The organism is Sphaerotilus sp., assembly GCF_034519685.1.
Lineage (GTDB): Bacteria > Pseudomonadota > Gammaproteobacteria > Burkholderiales > Burkholderiaceae_C > Sphaerotilus.
On the sequence record NZ_JAXHOF010000006.1, the window covers coordinates 1633504 to 1653388 of the forward strand.

Genomic DNA, 19885 nt, shown 5'->3' on the forward strand with positions numbered 1-19885 from the left:
ATCGCCAGGGTGCAGCACAGCAGGAGCGCGACCATGACAGGCTTGGCATCACCGGGAGGCGGACAACGGGCGTGGCTGCTGGCAACGCTGATGGTGGTGGCGGGTGCCGCGTCGGCGCAATACAAGGTGGTCGGCCCGGACGGCCGCGTCACCTACACCGACCGACCTCCGGTCGGTGCGGTGGCCCCGCTGCCTGGTGCATCGCAGCGTCCGACCCCCATCGCAGAGCTGCCCTACGCCGTGCGCCAGGCCGCTGCCCGTTACCCGGCCACGCTCTACACCGCCCCGGACTGCGCGCCCTGCGACAGCGCGCGCACGCTGCTGCGCCAGCGCGGCATTCCGGTGCGTGAACGCACCATCGACCGCGCCGAAGACCTTGCCGAGCTGCAGCGCCGCGAGGGGCGGCTGGAGCTGCCGATCCTGCGCCTCGGCGCCCAGCAGCTGCAGGGATTCGAGCCGGGCGACTGGCAGGCGACGCTCGATGCCGCCGGCTATCCCCGCACGTCCCAGCTGCCCCCGAACTGGCGTGCCGAGCCGGCGCAGCCCCTCGTGCCGGTCGAGGCCGAGCCGACTCCGCGCAGCGCCGACGGGCTGAGGCCCGGTTCTGCCGGTTCAGTCGCTCCTGCCGTCTTGCCGGTGCTGCCTGCTGCGTCAGGCAGTTTTCGTTTCTGATGTCGCTGCTGACGTCGCTTCTGTCTCGGCGACGACCGGCCAGCGGCTGACACGGTTGCGGCCGCTGCGCTTGGACTGGTAGAGCGCCTGGTCGGCCCGGTCCACCAGTTCGACCAGGCTGGCGAGGCCCGGCTCGAACAGCGCCATCCCGAAGCTGGACGTGATCCGCAGGCCTGCCACCGAGTCGACCTGCTGGCCGGCCGTGTCCTCGATCTCGCGGCGCAGGCGCTCCGCCAGCGACTGCACATCCGCCGCCTCGCGCTGCGGCAGCAGCAGGCAGAACTCCTCGCCGCCGTAGCGGCACACCAGGTCCGTGCCCCGCACGCCACCCGACAGGATGGCCGCCACCGCCTGGATGACCTGGTCGCCGGTGGCGTGGCCATGGTGGTCGTTGAACTGCTTGAAGTGGTCGATGTCGGCCATCACGCAGACGAGGCCCTCGCCGCGCTGGCGCGCCAGCTCGAACAGCCGTGTCGCCTGCTCGAAGAAGGCGCGCCGGTTCAGGCAGCCGGTCATCGGGTCGCGGGTGGCCAGGCGGCTGAGTTCGTCGTTGCGCTCGCGCAGCGTCTGCTGCGAGGCCTGCAGCGCACGGTTGAGCTGGTGCAGCGCGCTGACATCGCGCAGCCGCAGCATGCTGCCGCGCACCTGTCCGCCCGGGTCGAGGATCGGTGTGCACTTGACCAGCACCTCGCGGGCCTGCGCCGCATCGGACGCCTGCGTGATGCGGATCTCGCGTTCCTCTGACGGGGCGGCCGTGCGGGTGGCCGTGGTCCAGGGCTGTGCGGTCTCGGGGCTGCCGTCCTGCTGCAGGTGCGTCAGGGCGTCGCACAGCCAGTCCAGCTGCGTGACCGGCTGGCCGATGGTCACCCCGGGTGGCGGCTGGCCGGCCGCCCGCAGCGGGGCGAGCCGGCGGAAGGCCTCGTTGGCCATCATCACGCGGGCCTGCGGATCGAGGATCACGATGCCCTCGTCGAGCACGTCGAAGGCATCGCGCACCCGCTCCGGGATCACCTGACCCGGGTCCAGGTGCTGCAGTACCCGGCGCAGGTAGAGCCAGATCGCCAACCCGCTCAGCAGCGCGATCGCCAGCAAGGCCCGCACGACCGGCGAGGCGAGCACGCCCGCCAGCGTCGTCGGATAGATCGGGCGGAAGGCGATTTCCAATGTTCCCCAGGGCTGGCGCTGTGCGTCCTGGATCGCCACGCGCACCTGCGTCAGCGTCGAGCGCTCGCCGGGGGGCAATGTCCAGTGCGCGGCGTGGTCACCGACCAGCGTGGTCCGCGCACGGCCCCGCTGCTGCAGGGCCACCGACAGCACCTCCGGATCCTGCGCCACCAGCTGGCGCACGGCGCCGTGGGGCAGACGGCCGCCTTGCTCCACGCCCTGCGTGACCAGCAGCGCGAGGGCCGTGCTGGTGGTCTGGCGGGCCACCAGCTCGGTGCGGGCGCGGTCGGGCACCAGACCGAACAGCACGTCGAGCAGGAAGATCACGGCCAGGAAGATCGCCACCAGTCCCAGCGACAGGCGCAGCTCGACCCCCGGACGCGGCCACCAGGCAGGCAGGGTGCGGCGGCTCATCGGCGGCCTGCCTTGCCGGTGGCGGCCGGGGTGTCGACCCGGTCATCGGCTTCGGTGGCTTCGCCGACGGCGGTGCTGCGGTCGCGTCCCAGCACTTCGGCCGCGGAGGCTTCCTCGTTCTGCAGCTCGGTGGCGGCCGGGTCCGGATCTTCGGTGGAGGGCCGCAAGGGGACGGGCGGCCGGGTCAGCACCGGCAGCGGATCAAAGAACTGCCAGGTCGGCACCGACACCAGCAGCGAGCCGGCCACCCCGCCCAGCCGCACGGTCCACCACACCAGCCCGACCGTCAGCGCCAGCCCGGAGGCCTCGATCGGGTCGATGGCCGACTGCAGGCGGCTGGCTTCCTCGGCCAGCTCGGTGCGCAGCAGGCCCAGGCCGTCGTCGCCGAGCGTGGGCAGCCCACTGCCGGGCGCCAGGGCCGCGGGGAGGTCGTAGCCGGCCTGCAAGGCGGCCAGCGGGGTGTCCGGCAGCACCAGCGCCAGCAGATCCGGCGGCGCCACCACCCCGTCGGCGTGCGGTGGCGCGGTCTGTCCTGCCGGTCGCTGGCCGGCCTGTGCGCTCAGGGCCGCGATCTCGGCGGAACTGGTGGCCTGTACCTGCGACAGCCACTGCTCCGCCGCCACGGCACGCACCTCGCGCGACAAGGGCACGCGGTCACCGGACAACGCGGGGGTGTTCAGCGCCGCACGGTCGGCCGCGCGGGGCTCGTCGCGCGTCGGCGAGGCCACCGACAGGGTGGGGGGCGGCTGCAGCGCGGGCTCGGGTGCCGGCGGCGGGCTGGGAGCAGGCGCGGCGGGAGACCAGTCCACGCCGACCGTGGTCCAGTCGCTGCGGATGCTGCCGTCGCTGACGCGCAGGCTGACGCTCGGCGCCTGGTCCACGGCCGTCGCCACGAAGCGGATCTGGCCGGCCTGCAGCGCGGCCACGCTGAAGCGCTCGATCGCCACGCCGGGCGCGTCCACCGCCTCGAACCGCCCGCCCGTGACGACACCGACCTCGACCTGCAGCACCACCGGCGTGGCATCCGGATCCTGCGCCGTCAGCACGCCGGGGCCGAGCGTCAGGGGCGTGCCGGTCTGGATCGTCCAGGGCGCCAGGGTCAGCACCGGGGCTTCGTTCACGTCGTCGATCTGCACGGTGACCGTCTGCGGCGCACTGGTCAGTCCGCCGTCGCTGACCGTGACCGTGAAGGTGATGGCGCTGCTGCGCTCATGGTCGAGCGCGTCGGGGTCGACCACCCGCAGGGTGCCGGTGCTGGCGTCGACGGCCAGCGCGGTGCTGCCGGTCAGCGTCCAGCCGGACAGGGTGCTGCCGGGGTCGGCGTCGCTGGCGCGCAGCGTGCCGATGGCGGTGCCGGCGGGGCTGTGTTCGGCGATCCGCAGCGTCTGGCCCGCCTCGACCACCGGTGCGCTTGGCCGGACCTGGACCGCCACCGCGTTGCCAAATTCGGAGCTGTCGCCCCAGGGTTTCGCGGAGGCTGCGGCCGCGGCGCCCGCGAGCTGCACCGTGGCGGTCGCCGACACCCGCTGGCCCGCCTCCAGCCGCACGCCAGCCAGCGTGGTGTCGATCTGCGCCAGGCCGTTGGCGTCGGCCGTCACCAGCGTGCTGCCCAGGAAGGTCTGCCCTTCGCCATACCCCAGCGGATCGGCGTCCGGGCTGGCGAAGAACTCGATGCGCAGTGCCGTGCCGGCTGTGGTCCGCAGATCGCCCAGGACACGGGTGCTGTCGCCCGCCGCCGTGACGCTGCCGAGCACGGGGTAGTTCAGCAGGTTGTTCGGGCCGCCGTCGGTGTCGGCGTCGCGGTTGCCGTTGACCCCGGCGGCGCCGAGGTCGATGCCCAGCCCCGTGTTGTCGTGGATGGCGTTGCCGAGCACCGACACCGCCCCGGCTGTCCCGACGATGGACACGCCGGCGCCCGACTTCTGCCAGGCGATCCGGTTGCCGTCGCCGGCTGCGGTGCCGCCGATCAGCACGTCGCGGGTGTTCTCCACATAGACGCCGAAGCTGCCGTTGCCGAGGGCGCGTGTGCCGCTGAGGTCGGTGCCGATCAGGTTGCCCTGGAGGGTCGCCCCGGTGGCGCCTGCCAGCAGGTACACCCCCTCGTAGCCGTTGCCGCTGACCAGATTGCCGACCACGGTGGCGCCGGGCGCGGCCAGGTAGACCCCGACCGTCCGGTTGCCCAGTGCCGACTCGCCGCGGGTATCGGTGCCGATGAAGTTGCCTTCGATGCGGGCGCCGGTGGCCGCGGTGCCGATCACCTGCACGCCCGCGTTGTTGCCGGACAGCAGGTTGCGGTCGGCCGCCTGGGTGCCGCCGACCAGGGTACCCGCCGCGCTGGTCTCGACCGCGTTGCCGCCGTTGCCCGGGGCGAACATTCCGGTGACATCGGTGCCGATGCGCAGGCCGGCCAGCGCCACGCCATCCGCCCCCGCCAGCACCCGGATGGCCGCGCCGCCGAACTGGTGGATGGCCAGCCCGCGCACCAGGCTGCCGTCGCTGCCATCGGCCAGCACCAGCGCCGAGCTGCTGCCCCCCGCGTCGGAGCCGACCAGCTCGACCACCGGCCGCCCGAGCGCCAGCGCATCCGGCTCGCGGCTGGCGTCGAGCCAGACGGTGTCGGTGATGACGGGCAGGGCGCTGCGGGGCGTGAGGGTGTGGGCGCCGTTGACCAGCGGGTCACGGATGTCGAAGCGGATCGTGTCGGCGCCGGGGTTCTGGTTGGCCTGCGTGATCGCTTCGCGCAGCGAACCCGGGCCGCTGTCGGCCGTGGTGCTGACGAGGAAGGTGCTGCCGATGTCGCCCAGGCTGGCCAGGCCGGTGAGGGCGGCGGTGTCGGCGGCGTAGAGGATGCGCGGCTCCAGCTCCTCGCACTGCCAGCGGCGGCGGGGCGGGCGGCTCATGGCGACTTCAGCCCGAGGTCGATCTGGCAACGCGCACCGGCCGGCACCGCCCGGTCGGCGTTGTCCAGCGCCAGCCGGACGCGGAAGGTGTTGCTGGCCGCGTCGATCACCTGGTCGACCTGCGTGACCGTCGCCTCGCGGGCCGGCACGCCCGGCACCTCGGCCTGCACGGCGTGGCGGGCGCCGCTGCGCACCTGCCCGAACTGGCTCGCTGGCACCACCACCTCCACCCGCAGCTGCGCCACGTCCGCCACGCGCAGCAGCGGCTGCAGCTCCACCCGCTCGCCGGGGTGGGCCATCCGGTCGGTGACGACGCCGTCGAAGGGGCTGCGCAGGGACCGCTGGTGCAGCTGCGCCTGGGCCTGGGCCGACTCCGCCCGGTAGACCGCGCGCTGGTCTTCGGCCTGTTTCAGCGCCTGCGTGGCCACGCTGAGTTCGGTGCGGGCCTGGTCGAGGGCGATGTCGGAGATGAACTGCTCGGTGTGCAGCGATTCAGCCCGCCGCAGTTTCTGCTGGGCCAGCGACAGGGTGGCCTGTGCGGCACTGACGGCGGCCTGGGCCTGGGCGCGGGCCTCGGCGGTGCGCAGCGAGGCCCGCTCGCCCGCCGACTGCAGCAGCGCCAGCGGCTGGCCCCGGCGCACCGTGTCGCCGCGGTCGACCAGCATGCGCTCGACCACGCCGGCCTGCGGCGTGCCGATCTCGGCCACCCGCGCTGGCGTGATGAGGCAACCCAGCGTCAGCGCGGACGCCGGTGTGCCCGGCATCAGCCCGCACAGCCCGAGCAGCAGGCCCGCGGACAGTCGGCATCGGAACAGGAGGTGGTGCAGGGGCGTCATGGGGCGGTGGGGCAGTGGGGGGCGAGGGGGTCGAGGCGGTCGAGGTGCTGGTGCAGCAAGGTGTCGCCCAGGAGCAGCCGATGCCGTTCGTCGGCGGCGCGGGCTTCGCTGGCGCGCTGGCGCAGCCGCCAGGCCAGGTCGCGCCAGGCCCCCGGCACGCGGATGGCACAGAGCGTGCGCGCCGGGCCGATGCGCCAGTGCTCGACGCTGCCCGGATCACCCTGCCGGCCGCTGCGGCCGAAGAGCTGCTCGTCCAGGCGCCGCGCCGGGTTGTCCTGGCAGTTCAGCACATGCAGGCCGCCGGCGCGGGCTGCCGCCGGGTGCAGGCGGATGTCCACGCCGCGGCCGGCCATGCGGGTGGCCACCGTGATGCAGCCGGGCTGGCCGGCCTCGGCGATGCGGGCGGCTTCCTGCGCATCCTGGCGGGCGTCGAGGCATTGCAGGCGCGGCGCCACGGCCCCCGCCGCGCAGGCCGATTCGAAGGCCGCGACCAGCCGCAGCGACTGCGGCACCCCATCCGTGCCGATCAGCACCGGCCGCCCCGCCGCCGCCAGCGCCAGCGCGCGTGCGACCACGGCCTGGTCGCGCGCCGTCTCGTCGGCGAACCAGCGGTTCGGTCCCCGTTCGCGGCGCGACGGGGCATGCGGCGGCACGCGGGTCACGGCCAGTCCGTAGAGCCGGCGCAATTCCTGTCGCGGGTCGTGCAGCGTGGCGCTGGTGCCACCGAGCAGGCGGTAGCGGCGCAGGAAATGGCTGTAGGTGGTGCGCGCCACGGTTTCGGTGGGGGGCGGGGGCGGGCAGGCTTCCTTCAGGCAGACCAGCGCCTGCAGCCCGTTCGACCACATGCGCCCGTGCGCGATGCGGCCGGTCACCGGGTCGATCAGCTGCACCTGCGCCTGGCGGACAAGGTAGTCGCGCTGCGGCTGCAGCAGGTGCAGCGCGACCAGCGCCAGCCGGACCAGCTCCTCCCGGTGCAGCCGGTGCTGCCACAGGCGCGGCAGGCCCTTGCAGAGTCCCTCCAGCCGCTGCGCCCCTTCGGGGGTGAGCAGGCTGTCGCGGGCGACCGGCTGCAGTTCGAAATCCCGTCCGGGCTGCAGCCGGGCGGCCAGGTCGAGCGCCAGGCCGAGCTGCGCCAGACGCTCGCCGGGCGCACCGGGCCGGGCCAGCACCAGCGGCAGCAGCGCCTCGTCGAGCAGGATGCTGTCGGCCTCGTCGACCAGGGCGACGTCGAAGGCCGGCACTGTCGCGCGGTCGTCGTCGGCCGGGGTCTGGGTCAGTGCGCGGGCGTGTTCGCTCAAGTGGGCATCGCGCCGGCTGCCCGACCAGGCGGAGCGGCCGGCGACCTCGTCGCGCAGGCTGTCGAAGACCAGCTCCCGCGCGCTGACGTAGACCACGTCGGCCCGGTAGGCCGCGGCGCGCTGGGCACTGTCTTGGTCAGCGCCGATGGCGGCCACGCGCAGCCCGAGCTGTGCGTACCAGCCGCGCAGCTGCTCGGCGTCGCGCGCGGCGAGGTAGTCGTTGGCGGTGAGCAGGTGCACGCTGCGGCCACGCAGCGCGAGCTGGGCGGCGGCCAGCGCCAGCGCCAGCGTCTTGCCTTCGCCGGTGGCGAGTTCGGCCAGACGGCCGTCGACCATCGCCCGGGCTGCCTGCCACTGGTTGGCCCGCGGCTGCAGGCCCAGCGCGTCGCGGCAGGCGGCCTCCAGGCGGTCGGTCAGCGTGGGCATGGGCGTGGGCATGGGCATGCAGACGTTGCCTCAGGTGTCGGCCCGGAACTGGCCGAGGAAGGTCTGCCGCAGCCAGCGCCCGACCTGCCAGGCCAGCGGCTGCGATGCGAAGGCGAAGCGCACCCAGACCCGGCCGCCGATCCGCTCGCCCAGCGGCTGGGCGCTGACCAGTTCGAGCACCGTCACCGGGTCGCGGGCGGTGAGGCCCTGCGGATCGGCCGGGTCGGTGATGACCGCGCCGCCGCCGGTGTCGCCCAGGCTGCGCGCCGGCAGTTGCCGCGTGGCCGATGGGAGCGTGCCGGTGCGCAGGTGCGCGTCCATCACCACATCCGGGCGTTCCTGCAGCCGCAGCGTGATGCCCTGCAGCGCCTGCTGCACCAGCAGTGCATCGCCGTGGGGCAGCACCACCTGCACGGTGCGGTTGTCGTGCGGGCGCACATGGCCGAGCGTGTCACCACGCTGCAGCCAGCGCCCGCCGAGGCGACCGGGTGCGTCCAGCACCAGCGTGCCGGCCAGCGGGGCGCGCACCGTGAGCCCGGCGAGTTCCGTGTCGAGCTGCTGCCGCTGGGCGCGCAGGGCGGCGGCCTGCTGCTGCAGCGCCGCGGCTTGACCAGCGTCGCGGGCGAGGGCCTCGAAGCGGCGGGCCTCCAGCCCCGCCAGCTGTTCGTCCAGCGCGGCGCGGCGGGCCTGCAGGCGCTCGTTGTCCAGGGTCAGCACGGCCTCGCCGGCCGCGACCGTGGCGCCTGCCGGGCGCACGAGCGTGCCGACCAGCCCGTCGGTCTGTGGCCGCAGCCAGGCCGATTCGGGCAGCCAGACCACGCCCTGCACCGTGGTGGCATGTGGCAACGGCCAGAAGCCGCACAGCCCGACCACGACCACCGCGACCAGCCCCACCCGCAGCCACGCCGCCCGGCGCACCGCAGCGGCCAGCATCGGCGCCTGCAGCTGCCGCCACAGCCCCAGCAGCGGCTGGCCCAGCACCAAGCCGCCGAGCACCACCGCGGCCACCAGCCCCAGCCCCGCATGCACGCCGCCCAGCCAGCGCACGATCACCAGGCACAGCAGCGCCCGGTAGGCCCACGACAGCGGCGCGTAGGCGATCAGCCAGCCGCGTTCGCCCGGGGCACAGGCGGGTGCGGGCGCGACATGGCCGGCGCCATTGACCAGCCGGCTGCCCACCCGCAGCCACCAGCGCCGCGAACGCGAGGCCAGGTTCGGCAGGTCGAGTGCATCGCACAGCGCGTGGTAGCCGTCCATGCGCAGCAGCGGGTTGCCGTTGACCAGCAGGCTGGAGGCCGCGCCCAGGAACATCACGACAAAGGCCAGGTCGTGCAGCAGGCCGTTCTGGGTGTGCTGCCAGACCAGCAGTGCGCCGGCGGCCATGGCCAGCTCCGCCATGATCCCCGCCAGGCTGACGATGAGCCGCTGTCCGCGCCCGACCATCGCGCTGGCGGCGCGGGCGTCCACATGCGGCACCGGCGTGAACAGCAGCATCGTCAGCCCGAAGGCGCGCACCTCGCCGCCGAAGCGGTGGATGGCCACCGCATGGGCCAGCTCATGCAGCAGCTTCATCACCGGGTAGACCGCCCACAGCAGGCCGAGGTGGTGCGGGTGGCCGAGCCAGTGGCGGGCGTGGGCGGACAGGGCGGGCCAGTCCGCCAGCGCCGCCAGCCCGGCGGCACCGACCGCCAGCGCCCACAGCACCAGCAGGGCCGGCTGCAGCAGCGGGCGCAGGCCCCGCTCCAGCCACCGCACCAGCGCGGACGGATCGCCGAGCGTCACCTGGAAATACAGCGGATTGGCGGCATGGACCAGCGCACGCGGCCGCTGCGCCGGCCAGTCGTGGTCGGGGCGGGCGGGCTGGCCGGTGGCGGCGTTGATGGGGGCCTGCAGCAGCCCGGCCTGCTGCAGATGCGCGAGCAGGTCGATCACCTCGCCCTGGGTCGGCGCGTCCTCGCCCTGTTCGTCGAGCAGCGTCTCCCAGAGCTGCTGCACCGTGCGCTCCCCGTTGCAGCGCCCGATCAGCGCCCAGGCGGCGGCGTCCAGGCGGTGGGTGCGCTGGGTCAGACCGTCGGTGAGCAGCATCCAGCGTTCGCCGCGGGTGATCTGGCGTTGCACGCGCAGGTGGCCGCGCAGGCGGGGTTGCAGGGCTGCGACCCGGTACCAGTGCGGATGCAGCAGCGTGTCGGCAGGCAGGGCGGTGGCGGTCATGGCATGGGCTCCGGTCAACCCGTCCAGCGCCACCACTGCAGGCGCAGCCAGTCGACCGTCCGGCTGGCCAGCGTCACCAGCCGGCTCTGCCGACCGACCTCGATGCGGGCCACCCCCGTCAGCCCGGGACGCAGGGCGGTGGCGGTCGTCGGTGTGCCGGCGGACGTGTCGTCCTGCAGCCGCGCCTCGACCTCGAACACATTGGCCCCGTCCACCGAGCGCGCTGCGGGCTGCACCCGCTCGACCTGCAGCGCCAGCGTGTCCCAGGGCAAGGCCGACAGCGCCAGGCGCGCCGACTGTCCCGGCCGCACGGCGTCGATGTCGCGCTCGTCGACCTCGATCACCACGCGCGGCGCCTGGTCCGGCGTCAGGCGCATCAGCGTGTCGCCGCGCCGCACCGGCATGCCCACCGAGCGGCTCAGGTCGCCGTCGAGCACCAGCGCGTCCATCGGAGCGCTGATGCGGGTGCGGCCGAGTTCGCGCTGCACCAGCTGCAGGCGCGCTGCCACCTCGTCGCTGCGTGCCAGGTGCAGGCCCATCTGCGCCCGGTCCGAGCGGGCCAGGGCGGCCATGTAGGCGTTCTGGTGCTGCGCGCGTTCGCTCTCCAGGCGGCGGGCGTCCAGCTCCAGATCCTGCGGTGCCAGCTCCAGCAGGGCCTGGCCGGCGCGGACCCGGTCGCCCGGCCGGGCGTGCACCGCCTGCAGGAAGCCGTCGGTCGGGGCGGTGAGGCTGCGCTCCTGGCGGCCCTCCAGACGCGAGCGCCCGCCCACTTCCTGCGCGACCGGCCACAGCAGCCAGCCCGCCGCCAGCAGCGACAGTCCCGCGACCAGCCCGCGGCGCAGCGCACCCGACTGGCGCCAGCGCTGCGCCAGGTCCGCGCCCGCCCGCCGCCAGAGCGGCTGCGCATGGCGGTGCAGCAGGTCCAGCCAGGGGGTCATCAGGGCCAGCTGGTGGCCGAGCCGGTCGGGGTCGAAGCGGGCCAGTGCCGCCGGGTCACGCCAGCACAGCGTCAGCGCGCCCACGGCGCTGCCGCGTGCACGCAGCGGCAGACTGACCACCGCCAGCGCATCGCCACCGGGTGGCTGCACCAGCGCGGCGTGGGCCAGGGTGATGCGCGGACGTGCGCCGACCGGCTCGGGGAAGCGCACCGGATGGTCCTGGTCCAGGCATTCGTCCATCGCGGCCTCGAAGGCCCGGGTGGTGCGCACCGCGTCCGGGTCTTCGCCCGCTGTCATCGGGAAGGCGGTGGCCAGCAGCTGGCAGCGGTCTTGCCGGTGCCAGCCGATCGCGGCCTGGGCGCAGCCGAGGCCGGTGGCCAGATCGGAGACCAGCTGCCGTGCCGCAGGGCCGAAGCTGTCCTGCGACATCAGCGCAGCCTGCCAGCTGACCAGCTGGGCCAGTGCGGGCGGGCTGTCGGATTTCGCGGATTCGTGTGCCGTTGTCGTTCTGAAGTCGGGCAGGGAACTCGTCATGGCAAACCGCCGGGTCGGTGCCCGGCGGTTGAAAAGTGCGAAAAATCGGGCGAGCCCATTGTAAAGCTGTGAAATCCGTCACAACCTTTGCGTTGCCTTGCGAAACCGGTTCGAACCGCTTCGCCAGGCGCTCGCCCGATCTCCGCGCTCAGGTGCCGATGCGACCGCCGTCGTTCTTGGTGATGACGATGGTGGCCGAGCGCGGCCGCTTGCCCGCACCGTAGCCGGCGTTCGACGGCCACTGGCTGGTGTACTTCGTCGGGTCGGCGATGTCGGCCATCTTGGTGTTCTCGCCCGGGTGCTGGATGTTGATGAACATCGTCTTGCCGTCCGGCGTCTCGACCAGGCCGGTGATCTCGCAGTCCCTCGGGCCGACCAGGAAACGCTTGAGCGTGTCGGCGGTCGGGGCCTTGCCGATGAAGGTGTCCACGCTCACGGTTGCGCTGAGCGGGAGCGTCTTCTTCGCACCGTCGCCGACCTTGCCCGGGATGCCGGCCAGCATCATGCAGTTGGTCACGTCGGTGTAGGCGCCGTCGTCGGTCTGGATCCAGCAGATGCCGGTGGACTGGCTGAACACGAGGCCGTCCGGGCTGGAGAAGTCCTGGTCGGCGGTCAGGTTCGACAGGTTCACCAGGCCGGTGTCCGCGTCCGACTGGGCGCCGAACACATACACGTCCCAGGTGAAGGTGGCGGCGGCAGCGCTGCCGGCGGCCTCCTTGAGGCGCAGGATGTGGCCGTTCGGGTTGCCTTGCTGGGCGGTCGTGCCCTTCATGTCGGTGTAGACGCGCGGGTTGGCGCTGTCCGGGGGGAGCTGCGTGGCGCTGCCGGCGGTCGGGGCGACACGGCGGTTGCTGTTGTTGGTCAGCGTGAAGTAGACCTCGCCGGTCGTCGGGTGCGTCGCGCACCACTCCGGGCGGTCCATCTTCGTCGCGCCCACGGCGTCGGCGGCCAGACGGCAGTGCACGCGGATATCGGCCTCGTCGGCGAAGGCGTAGGCGGTGTAGGTGGTCGGGATCGCGGCCTTGTTCAGCTCGATCCACTGGCCGGTGCCGTCGGCGGCGAACTTGGCGACGTAGAGCTTGCCGTTGTCGAGGTACTTGGCGCCGGTGGCCAGTCGGTCGCTCGGGTTGGCGTCGGCGGCCACCCAGGCGGTGTCGGAGACGAACTTGTAGATGTACTCGTTGCGCGCGTCGTCGCCCATGTAGACGGCCAGCTTCTCGCCCGCCTTCGGCAGCGAGAACGCGGCGCTTTCGTGCGCGAAGCGGCCCAGGCCGGTGCGCTTGACCATGCGGCTCGTGGCCTTGTAGGGGTCCATCTCGACGATGTAGCCCATGCCGTTCATCTCGTTGCGGTAGTCGTCGGTGCCATCGGTCGAGGTGCCGGTCTTGGCGTTGATCCAGCGGGCATAGATGTCGGCGGTGCCGGCGGATTCCCAGCCGTGGCGCGACGCGGCGCCTTCGGCGCGGCCGTAGCGGTTCAGCGCGGCGACCGACTTGTCGTTGGCGCGGGCCAGGTTATCGCCGACCGGGCGTGTGAAGTAGCCGAACCAGTTCTCTTCGCCGCTCAGGAAGCTGCCCCACGGCGTCTTGCCGGTGCCGCAGTTGTTCAGCGTGCCGCGGGTGCGGGTGCCGTCGATCGAGTACTTGGTCTTCATCAGCGCATGGCCCTTGGCCGGGCCGGAGATGTCGACTTCGGTCAGCGCGGTGATGCGGCGGTTGAAGGCCGAGTTCTGCACATAGGCCCAGGTGCTGCCGGTCTTCTTCATCTCGACGACCGAGACGCCGTGGATCGCGGTTTCCTTGTCCACTTCGGTGGCGGGGCGGGGCAGGATGGCGGTGCCGCCGTCGGCGTGGAGGAAGAACGACGACCGGGTTTCATCGGTCGTGGCTTCGTGGTTGATGGCGATCAGGCCACGGTCGTTGCTGCTGGTCGAGGCCGAGCCGTCGCTGCCCAGGCCGAACCATTCCATGCCGTCGTGGTGGTCACCCGCGCGGTTGCCGTAGTCGGTGTCGGTGCCGTCGTTCTTGTAGGCGGGGGTCGTGGCGGTCAGCGGATCGCCGAGCGCGTAGACGACTGCCGCGGTGTAGCCGGTGGCTAGCGCGACCTGGTCGGCAATGCTCTTGGCCACGGCATTGAAGCCCAGCTTCGAGAGGGATCCGGTGTCGGCCACCGGCGTGGCCACGGCGTCGTCCCCGCCTCCGCAGGCGGCCAGACCGAGGCTGCCGAACACGGCGGTGGCGGCGGTGCCGACGCTGCCACGCAGCAGGCCACGGCGGCTCAGCCGCGCGCTGAGCACCGTGTCGAAATGCGGGTTGGCGCTGGTGTTGCTGTCTTCCTCGGCGCGGGCGGCCAGGTGGCTGAGGTCGGTGGGCTTGTTCATCGGGCGGCGTCCTTGGCGGGTGGCAGAAATCGTGACTTTTCGCATCGTCCACGCCGACTGTGAAACCACCGTGACAGCATCAAGTCGGATCGGTGACACCCGGGCCGATTGACAATGCCGCTATCTTTCTTCTTCTACCTGTCCAGGGCCTTGACCATGAATGCAGTGTTCCGGTTTGTTGTGTGTGCGGGGCTGGCGGCCAGCCTGAGCGGCTGCGGCGTGATGGCGGTGGCGGGTGCCACGGCCGGCGCGGCGATCTCGGTGGCCGGTGCGGTCGTCTCCACGGGGGTCAAGGTCACCGGCAAGGTCATCGAGAAGACGATTGATGTGGTGACGCCGTCGGCGCCGGATCCGTCGCAGTAAAGCCTGAGATTCACTCGCGGACCAAACGCCCGATCCGCTGGTACAGGCATTCGATCAACGCCTGCGCATGTTTGCTGTGGTGCACCTCGCGGTGGCAGTTCGGACACAGCGCTACCGTATTGCCGACCGAATCTGAGCCTTGTTGTGCCATCGGTTTGACATGGTGAACTTCCAGGAACGGTTGGTTGTTGGCCCCGAGAAATGGGGCGGGGCTGCCGCACGCTTCACAACGCCCGTTTGCCATCGTTAGCACTTGCTCACGCACCCATTGGCTACGGGCGAATCGCTGGACTTCTGTCCAACGCGCCTCTTGCGCTGGCCCTTCAGCGGGGGCCAAGGGCTTCACCTCATACGGCTGCAGCGGCTCCTCTTTCAGTGCGTGCTTGGACTCCAGTTCAGCCAAGATAGCCTGAATCTCGGCGATGACATTCGCACCCACATTTTTGGCCGGCTTCAGCCCCGGTACCCAGTCGCGGCCGGTCAGTGCCATGACATGGGAAATGTTCTGCATGCGGTACTCGAACGCCTTTGTACTGCGGTCGAATTGCGCCGACAGGGTGGTGTAGTAGTCCTTTTTGCTGAACGGCCGCCCGTGGCGGGTCATGTCCAACATCTCCAAGTACGCCACGACCGAGGCCTGCAACTCTTCTCGACTCCATCCCTTTGCCACTGTCTTCCCCTGCTCTTTCTTGTGTGTTTGAACGCGATGCCGTGGCGCTTTCGCTGGCCGATCGGGCCGATTAGTTCAGTTTAGTTCAGTGGATCGGCGGCAGCTTCGCCAGGCTGAGAGTCAGCCACCGTCTGTCCAGACGGCTGGTGTCGTGTCACAGCTGACTTGACGGACAGCTCGCGCGAACACCTCCCGTCATGCCCGCGAAAGCGGGCACCCACGCATGGAAATGACCGTATTTGGCGGGTGTAGATCCTCGCATTCGCGAGGATGACGGCGCTTGGGGGGCGACAGTCGGTCGTTGACGCGACACTGGCCTGAGGCGCTGGCAAGGTCATCGAGAAGACGATCGACGGGGTGACGCCGTCCAGCCCGACTTCCGACCCGGCGCAGTGATGTTCTGACCCGGTTCAGTTCTCCGAGGCGGCACCGATATCCGAATGGATCCGACCTGTCGTCACACCCCACCGGAGATCGCCCATGCCGCTCATTCGCCGCCGCTTTGCCGCAGTTCTCGCGCTGTCTGCCATGATGGCCTTGCCCGTGCTCGCCCAGGAGCGTGCCTCCCGGGACGAAGCCAAGGTGCTCAACGAGGCCGCGGTCGCCCACATCAAGAAGGTGGGGCCAGACCAGGCCGCAAAAGACTTCGCTACGGACAAGGCCCGGTGGATGCCCAAGGACCTGTACCCGTTCGTGCAGGAGTTCAGCGGCGTCATGCGCTTCCATCTCAACGACAAGATGATTGGCAAGAACTTCATGGATGTGAAGGATGCCTCGGGCAAGGAGTTCGCCAAGGAAATGCTGTCGGTGGCCAAGTCTGCCAAGGCGGCGGGCTGGGTGGACTATGAGTGGAACCACCCGGTGACCAAGAAGATCGAGGACAAGACGGCCTACATCCAGCGTGTGCCCGGCGCCGAGCTGTTCGTGGGTGTTGGCATCTACCGCTGAACCCTTGACTGCCGCCCCTCGGGTGGCGCATGAGCAGAGCCGACATGAACATGAGCAAGCTGTTGAGCCACCAGTCGATCGCGGTGAAGGTGGCGCTGGCGCCAGTGGTGGTGCTGTTGTGCCTGCTGCTGCTGGCTGGTGTGGCGCGGATGGCCTCGCACAGCAGCGCCCAGGCGCTGCAGGCCATTGGCCAGGAGGCCCTGCCGGCCGTGGTCGATGCGCAGCGCCTGAAGCAGCACACCGCCGAGCTGGAGACGCTGGTCATGCGCAGCCTCGCCTACGAAGGCGCGGGCATGAAGGCCACGCGCATCGAGCAGGTGGACAAGGATGTCGTCCGGCGCTTCGGCGAGGTGGTGGCCGACGTGGCTCGCCTCAAGGCGGCTGCCCACCCGGACGACGCGGCACGCCTGGGCGAGATCGAGCAGTCGCTGGCCCGGTTCCGCAGCCGGTCGCTGGAGACGCTGGACCTCAAGTCGGGCGGCCTGTCGGCGGCGGCCATGCTGATGAACTCGGCCGAGAAGGAATACGCGCTGCTCTCGACGCGGGTCGACGAGCAGGTGGCGGCCGTGCAGCAGCGTGGCCAGGCCGCGGCGGCGACCTCCCTCGCCGCCCTCGCCCGCGGGGACACGCTCTCCGCGGTCACCGTGGGGCTCGCGGTGGCGCTGTCGGTGCTGGTGATCTGGGTCTGCGTGCGCCTGATCACCCAGCCGCTGCGCGAGGCCGTCCACATAGCCCAGCGGATGGCCGACGGTGACCTGACCGCAGTGGTGGACTCTGACCGCCGCGACGAGACCGGCCAGGTGCTGCAGGCCATGGCGCGCGTGAGCGAGCGGCTGAGCGGCATGATGGGACAGGTGCAGCGGGCGGCAGAGCAGATCGAGGCCGCCTCCAGCGAGATCGCCTCGGCCAACAACGACCTGTCGCGCCGCACCGAGCAGGCCGCCGGTTCGCTGCAGCAGACGTCCGGCACGGTGCAGGCGCTGGCGGGACAGACCGACGAGAACAGCCGCAATGCCGCGGCGGCCTGCCGGCTGGCCAGCGGAGCGGCCGATGTCGCCCGCCGCGGGGGAGACCAGGTGGCCGAGCTGGTGCATGCCATGCAGCACATCAATGCCCAGGCGCTGCGCATTGGCGACATCATCAGCGTGATCGACGGCATCGCCTTCCAGACCAACATCCTCGCGCTGAACGCGGCGGTGGAAGCGGCACGGGCCGGTGAACAGGGGCGGGGCTTTGCCGTGGTGGCGCAGGAAGTGCGCGCCCTGGCGGGGCGCAGCGCGGCGGCCTCCAAGGAAATCCGCACCCTGATCGGCACGTCGGTCGCCAGCGCGAAAGACGGCAGCACCAAGGTGCAGGCGGCCAGCGAGACGGTGACAGACGTGGTCACGGCGGTCCACGAGATCCTGCGCCTCGTCTCCGAAATGGCCCAGGCCAGCACCATGCAGGCCCTCGGCGTGTCGGAAGTCAACGGCGTGGTGGCCGACATGGACGATGCCACCCAGCAGAACGCGGCGATGGTGGAGCAGAGCGTGGCGGCCACGCAGTCGCTGCAGCAGCAAGCCGAAGACCTGATGCAGACGCTGGCGGTGTTCCGCCTGCGCGAGGCCCAGCCAGCCTGAGCGCCGTTGGTCAGTCGGTCAGTCGATCGGCGTCAGCTTGGCAACGCTGAGCGCCAGCCACTTCGTGCCGTGGCGGCCGAAGCTGACCTGCGCGCGGGCATCCGGCCCCTTGCCTTCGAGCGTCAGGATCACGCCCTCGCCGAACTTGTTGTGGAACACCGCCTGCTTCGGCCGCAGTCCGTGTCCGGCCGAGTCCGCCGCGCTGCGCGCCATCGCGGCGGGCACCGGGGCGGCCCAGGACGGCGGAGGCGCGGGGGCTGGCGTCCACGCGGGCCGTGACGGCGCGCCGTAGCCGCCGCCGCCAAACCCACCACCGAACCCGCTGCCCGACCCGGCCCCGAAGCTCTGCCGCTTCGGTGTGAGCCACTTCAGCGCCTCCTCGGGCAGTTCGTCCAGGAAACGGCTCTTCACGTTGTAGCGCGTCTGCCCGTGCAGCATCCGCGTCTGGCTGTGGCTGATGTAGAGCCGCTGGCGCGCCCGGGTGATCGCCACGTACATCAGGCGCCGCTCCTCCTCCAGCCCGTCCGCCTCGGTGGCGGCGTTCTCGTGCGGGAACAGGCCTTCCTCCAGCCCGGTGATGAAGACGGCGTCGAACTCCAGCCCCTTGGCGGCGTGGACGGTCATCATCTGCACGGCGTCCTGCCCGGCCTGCGCCTGGTTGTCGCCGGCTTCGAGCGCGGCGTGGGTCAGGAAGGCGGCCAGCGGCGACAGGATCTCGCCCGTCTCCGCATCCGGCAGCAGCTCGGCCGCCGCCGCCGTCGGCCCGGACGCCCCCATCTCGTCCACCGGCAGCGCCACCGCGTCCTTGCCGAAGCCTTCGATGGTGACAAACGCTTCGGCCGCGTTGACGAGTTCCTCCAGGTTCTCGATGCGGTCCTGGCCTTCCTTCTCGGTGCGGTAGAAGTCGATCAGGCCGCTGGTGGCCAGCATCTGCTCGATGATGACCCGCAGCGTGCGGCCCTGGGTGCCGTCGCGCAGCCCGTCGATCAGGCGGCTGAAACCAGCGAGCTTGACGCCGGCCGCGCCGCTCAGGCCGCTCACCGCCTGGTACAGGCTGCGGCCGCTGGCGCGGGCGACCTCCTGCAACTGCTCGACCGAGCGCGTGCCGATGCCGCGGGCGGGGAAGTTGACGACGCGCAGGAAGCTGGTGTCGTCGTTCGGGTTCTCGATCAGCCGCAGGTAGGCCAGCGCGTGTTTCACCTCGGCCCGCTCGAAGAAGCGCAGGCCCCCGTACACCCGGTACGGCACGCCCGCATTGAACAGCGCCGACTCGATCACCCGCGACTGCGCATTGCTGCGGTACAGGATGGCGCATTCCGAGCGCGCCAGGCCGCCGCGGTGCAGTTGCTGCAGCTCCTCCAGCAGCCACGCGGCTTCCGCGAAATCGCTGGTGGCCTCGTAGACGCGCACCGGCTCGCCCGGCCCGGCCTCGGTGCGCAGGTTCTTGCCCAGGCGCCCCGTGTTGCGCGAGATCAGCGCGTTGGCCGAGTCGAGGATGTTGCCGAAGCTGCGGTAGTTGCGCTCCAGCTTGATGAGCCGGGCGACCCGGAACTCGCGCTCGAAGTCGGCCATGTTGCCCACGCGGGCGCCGCGGAAGGCGTAGATGCTCTGGTCGTCGTCGCCCACCGCGAACACCGCGCTCGGCACGTCACCCTGCGCCGGATCGCCCGCGAACATCTTCAGCCAGGCGTACTGCAGCCGGTTGGTGTCCTGGAACTCGTCGACCAGGATGTGCTGGAAGCGGTGGCGGTAGTGCTGGCGCAGCGCGGCATCGTCGCGCATCAGCTCGTAACTGCGCAGCATCAGCTCCGCAAAATCGACCACGCCCTCGCGCTGGCACTGGTCTTCATAGGCTTGGTAGACCTCGGCGAGCTTCTGGCTGTGCGGGTCGTGGACGTCCACGTCCTTCGGGCGCTTGCCTTCTTCCTTGGCGCCGGCGATGAACCAGGCGACCTGCTTGGGCACGAAGCGTTCCTCGTCGAGTTTCATCGCCTTGATGACACGCTTGACGGCGCTGAGCGAGTCGCCGCTGTCGAGGATCTGGAAGCTCTGTGGCAGCCCGGCCTGTTTCCAGTGCGCGCGCAGGAAGCGGTTGCACAGGCCGTGGAAGGTGCCGATCCACATGCCGCGCACATTGAACGGCAGCATCGCGCCGAGCCGCGTGAGCATCTCCTTGGCAGCCTTGTTCGTGAAGGTCACCGCCATCAGCCCGCCCGGCGAGACCTGCCCGGTCTGCAGCAGCCAGGCGATGCGGGTGGTCAGCACGCGGGTCTTGCCCGAACCAGCGCCCGCAAGGATCAGCCCCGGCTCGGGCGGCAGCGTGACGGCGGCGAGCTGTTCGGGGTTGAGGTTGGCGAGCAGGCGGGACGACACCGGCGCGGTGGGGTCGTGGGGCATCGGACGTTCCGGGGATTCGTGCATCGGGAAATTCTACGTGGGGCGTCCGGGCGCGGGATTTTGTGCGAACGGGGCGGACGGTTGTCCTCTGGATATGGGGGACTGTGTGGAAGTT

Annotated in this window: 13 protein-coding genes; 4 read left to right on the plus strand and 9 right to left on the minus strand. The window is 71.4% G+C overall.

The window, feature by feature from the left end:
- The first annotated feature begins 33 nt into the window (after positions 1-33).
- Positions 34-672 (plus strand): glutaredoxin domain-containing protein, encoded by a 639-nt coding sequence (locus U5O44_RS18410; protein WP_322589855.1) that lies wholly within the window; start codon positions 34-36, stop codon positions 670-672.
- On the opposite strand, the gene U5O44_RS18415 is transcribed toward U5O44_RS18410, so the two are convergent.
- The 7 genes from U5O44_RS18415 to U5O44_RS18445 form a co-directional block, all read right to left on the minus strand.
- A complete protein-coding gene (locus U5O44_RS18415; protein WP_322589856.1) occupies positions 652-2250 on the minus strand; it encodes a GGDEF domain-containing protein in 1599 nt (532 codons plus the stop codon). The genes U5O44_RS18410 and U5O44_RS18415 overlap by 21 nt on opposite strands.
- Positions 2247-5150, minus strand: coding sequence for a cadherin-like domain-containing protein (locus U5O44_RS18420; RefSeq protein WP_322589857.1), 2904 nt, complete (start codon positions 5148-5150; stop codon positions 2247-2249). Before U5O44_RS18420 ends, U5O44_RS18415 begins: the two co-directional genes overlap by 4 nt.
- On the minus strand, positions 5147-5986 hold the full coding sequence (locus U5O44_RS18425; RefSeq protein WP_322589858.1) for an efflux RND transporter periplasmic adaptor subunit: 840 nt from the start codon (positions 5984-5986) through the stop codon (positions 5147-5149). Before U5O44_RS18425 ends, U5O44_RS18420 begins: the two co-directional genes overlap by 4 nt.
- Positions 5983-7728, minus strand: a complete 1746-nt coding sequence (locus U5O44_RS18430; protein ID WP_322589859.1) for a preprotein translocase subunit SecA — start codon at positions 7726-7728, stop codon at positions 5983-5985. The genes U5O44_RS18425 and U5O44_RS18430 overlap by 4 nt, the downstream gene beginning before the upstream one ends.
- 12 nt (positions 7729-7740) lie before the next feature.
- Positions 7741-9921: a PqqD family peptide modification chaperone gene (locus U5O44_RS18435; RefSeq protein ID WP_322589860.1), complete on the minus strand. Its 2181-nt coding sequence runs from the start codon at positions 9919-9921 to the stop codon at positions 7741-7743.
- Positions 9922-9935: 14 nt separating this feature from the next.
- Positions 9936-11393: an efflux RND transporter periplasmic adaptor subunit gene (locus U5O44_RS18440; RefSeq protein ID WP_322589861.1), complete on the minus strand. Its 1458-nt coding sequence runs from the start codon at positions 11391-11393 to the stop codon at positions 9936-9938.
- 148 nt (positions 11394-11541) lie between these two features.
- Positions 11542-13773 (minus strand): PhoX family protein, encoded by a 2232-nt coding sequence (locus tag U5O44_RS18445; RefSeq protein WP_322589862.1) that lies wholly within the window; start codon positions 13771-13773, stop codon positions 11542-11544.
- 156 nt (positions 13774-13929) lie between these two features.
- Between U5O44_RS18445 and U5O44_RS18450 the strand changes: the two genes are divergently transcribed.
- The gene (locus U5O44_RS18450) at positions 13930-14136 is read left to right on the plus strand and encodes a hypothetical protein (RefSeq protein ID WP_322589863.1); all 207 of its coding nucleotides are present in this window, start codon (positions 13930-13932) and stop codon (positions 14134-14136) included.
- A 10-nt stretch (positions 14137-14146) separates the two neighbouring features.
- On the opposite strand, the gene U5O44_RS18455 is transcribed toward U5O44_RS18450, so the two are convergent.
- Positions 14147-14740, minus strand: coding sequence for an HNH endonuclease (locus tag U5O44_RS18455; protein ID WP_322589864.1), 594 nt, complete (start codon positions 14738-14740; stop codon positions 14147-14149).
- A gap of 546 nt (positions 14741-15286) precedes the next feature.
- Here U5O44_RS18455 and U5O44_RS18460 point away from each other — a divergent pair.
- Together U5O44_RS18460 and U5O44_RS18465 are read left to right on the plus strand one after the other, a co-directional pair.
- Entirely contained in the window at positions 15287-15754 is a 468-nt protein-coding gene (locus U5O44_RS18460; protein ID WP_322589865.1) for a cache domain-containing protein, read from the plus strand.
- Positions 15755-15804: 50 nt separating this feature from the next.
- Positions 15805-17373 carry a methyl-accepting chemotaxis protein gene (locus U5O44_RS18465; protein WP_322589866.1) on the plus strand — a complete coding sequence of 523 codons (1569 nt, stop codon included), beginning with the start codon at positions 15805-15807 and terminating at the stop codon, positions 17371-17373.
- 18 nt (positions 17374-17391) lie between these two features.
- On the opposite strand, the gene U5O44_RS18470 is transcribed toward U5O44_RS18465, so the two are convergent.
- Positions 17392-19794, minus strand: a complete 2403-nt coding sequence (locus U5O44_RS18470; RefSeq protein WP_322589867.1) for a UvrD-helicase domain-containing protein — start codon at positions 19792-19794, stop codon at positions 17392-17394.
- Positions 19795-19885: the final 91 nt, after the last annotated feature.

Excerpts from the sequence above, each read along its gene's own strand:
- U5O44_RS18460 (WP_322589865.1), top strand. The coding sequence starts at position 15,287 with ATGCCGCTCATTCGCCGCCGCTTTGCCGCAGTTCTCGCGCTGTCTGCC.
- U5O44_RS18450 (WP_322589863.1), top strand. The coding sequence starts at position 13,930 with ATGAATGCAGTGTTCCGGTTTGTTGTGTGTGCGGGGCTGGCGGCCAGC.
- U5O44_RS18420 (WP_322589857.1), bottom strand. The coding sequence starts at position 5,150 with ATGAGCCGCCCGCCCCGCCGCCGCTGGCAGTGCGAGGAGCTGGAGCCG.
- U5O44_RS18470 (WP_322589867.1), bottom strand. The coding sequence starts at position 19,794 with ATGCACGAATCCCCGGAACGTCCGATGCCCCACGACCCCACCGCGCCG.
- U5O44_RS18415 (WP_322589856.1), bottom strand. The coding sequence starts at position 2,250 with ATGAGCCGCCGCACCCTGCCTGCCTGGTGGCCGCGTCCGGGGGTCGAG.
- U5O44_RS18430 (WP_322589859.1), bottom strand. The coding sequence starts at position 7,728 with ATGCCCATGCCCACGCCCATGCCCACGCTGACCGACCGCCTGGAGGCC.
- U5O44_RS18445 (WP_322589862.1), bottom strand. The coding sequence starts at position 13,773 with ATGAACAAGCCCACCGACCTCAGCCACCTGGCCGCCCGCGCCGAGGAA.
- U5O44_RS18440 (WP_322589861.1), bottom strand. The coding sequence starts at position 11,393 with ATGACGAGTTCCCTGCCCGACTTCAGAACGACAACGGCACACGAATCC.
- U5O44_RS18435 (WP_322589860.1), bottom strand. The coding sequence starts at position 9,921 with ATGACCGCCACCGCCCTGCCTGCCGACACGCTGCTGCATCCGCACTGG.
- U5O44_RS18410 (WP_322589855.1), top strand. The coding sequence starts at position 34 with ATGACAGGCTTGGCATCACCGGGAGGCGGACAACGGGCGTGGCTGCTG.
- U5O44_RS18425 (WP_322589858.1), bottom strand. The coding sequence starts at position 5,986 with ATGACGCCCCTGCACCACCTCCTGTTCCGATGCCGACTGTCCGCGGGC.
- U5O44_RS18465 (WP_322589866.1), top strand. The coding sequence starts at position 15,805 with ATGAGCAAGCTGTTGAGCCACCAGTCGATCGCGGTGAAGGTGGCGCTG.
- U5O44_RS18455 (WP_322589864.1), bottom strand. The coding sequence starts at position 14,740 with ATGACCCGCCACGGGCGGCCGTTCAGCAAAAAGGACTACTACACCACC.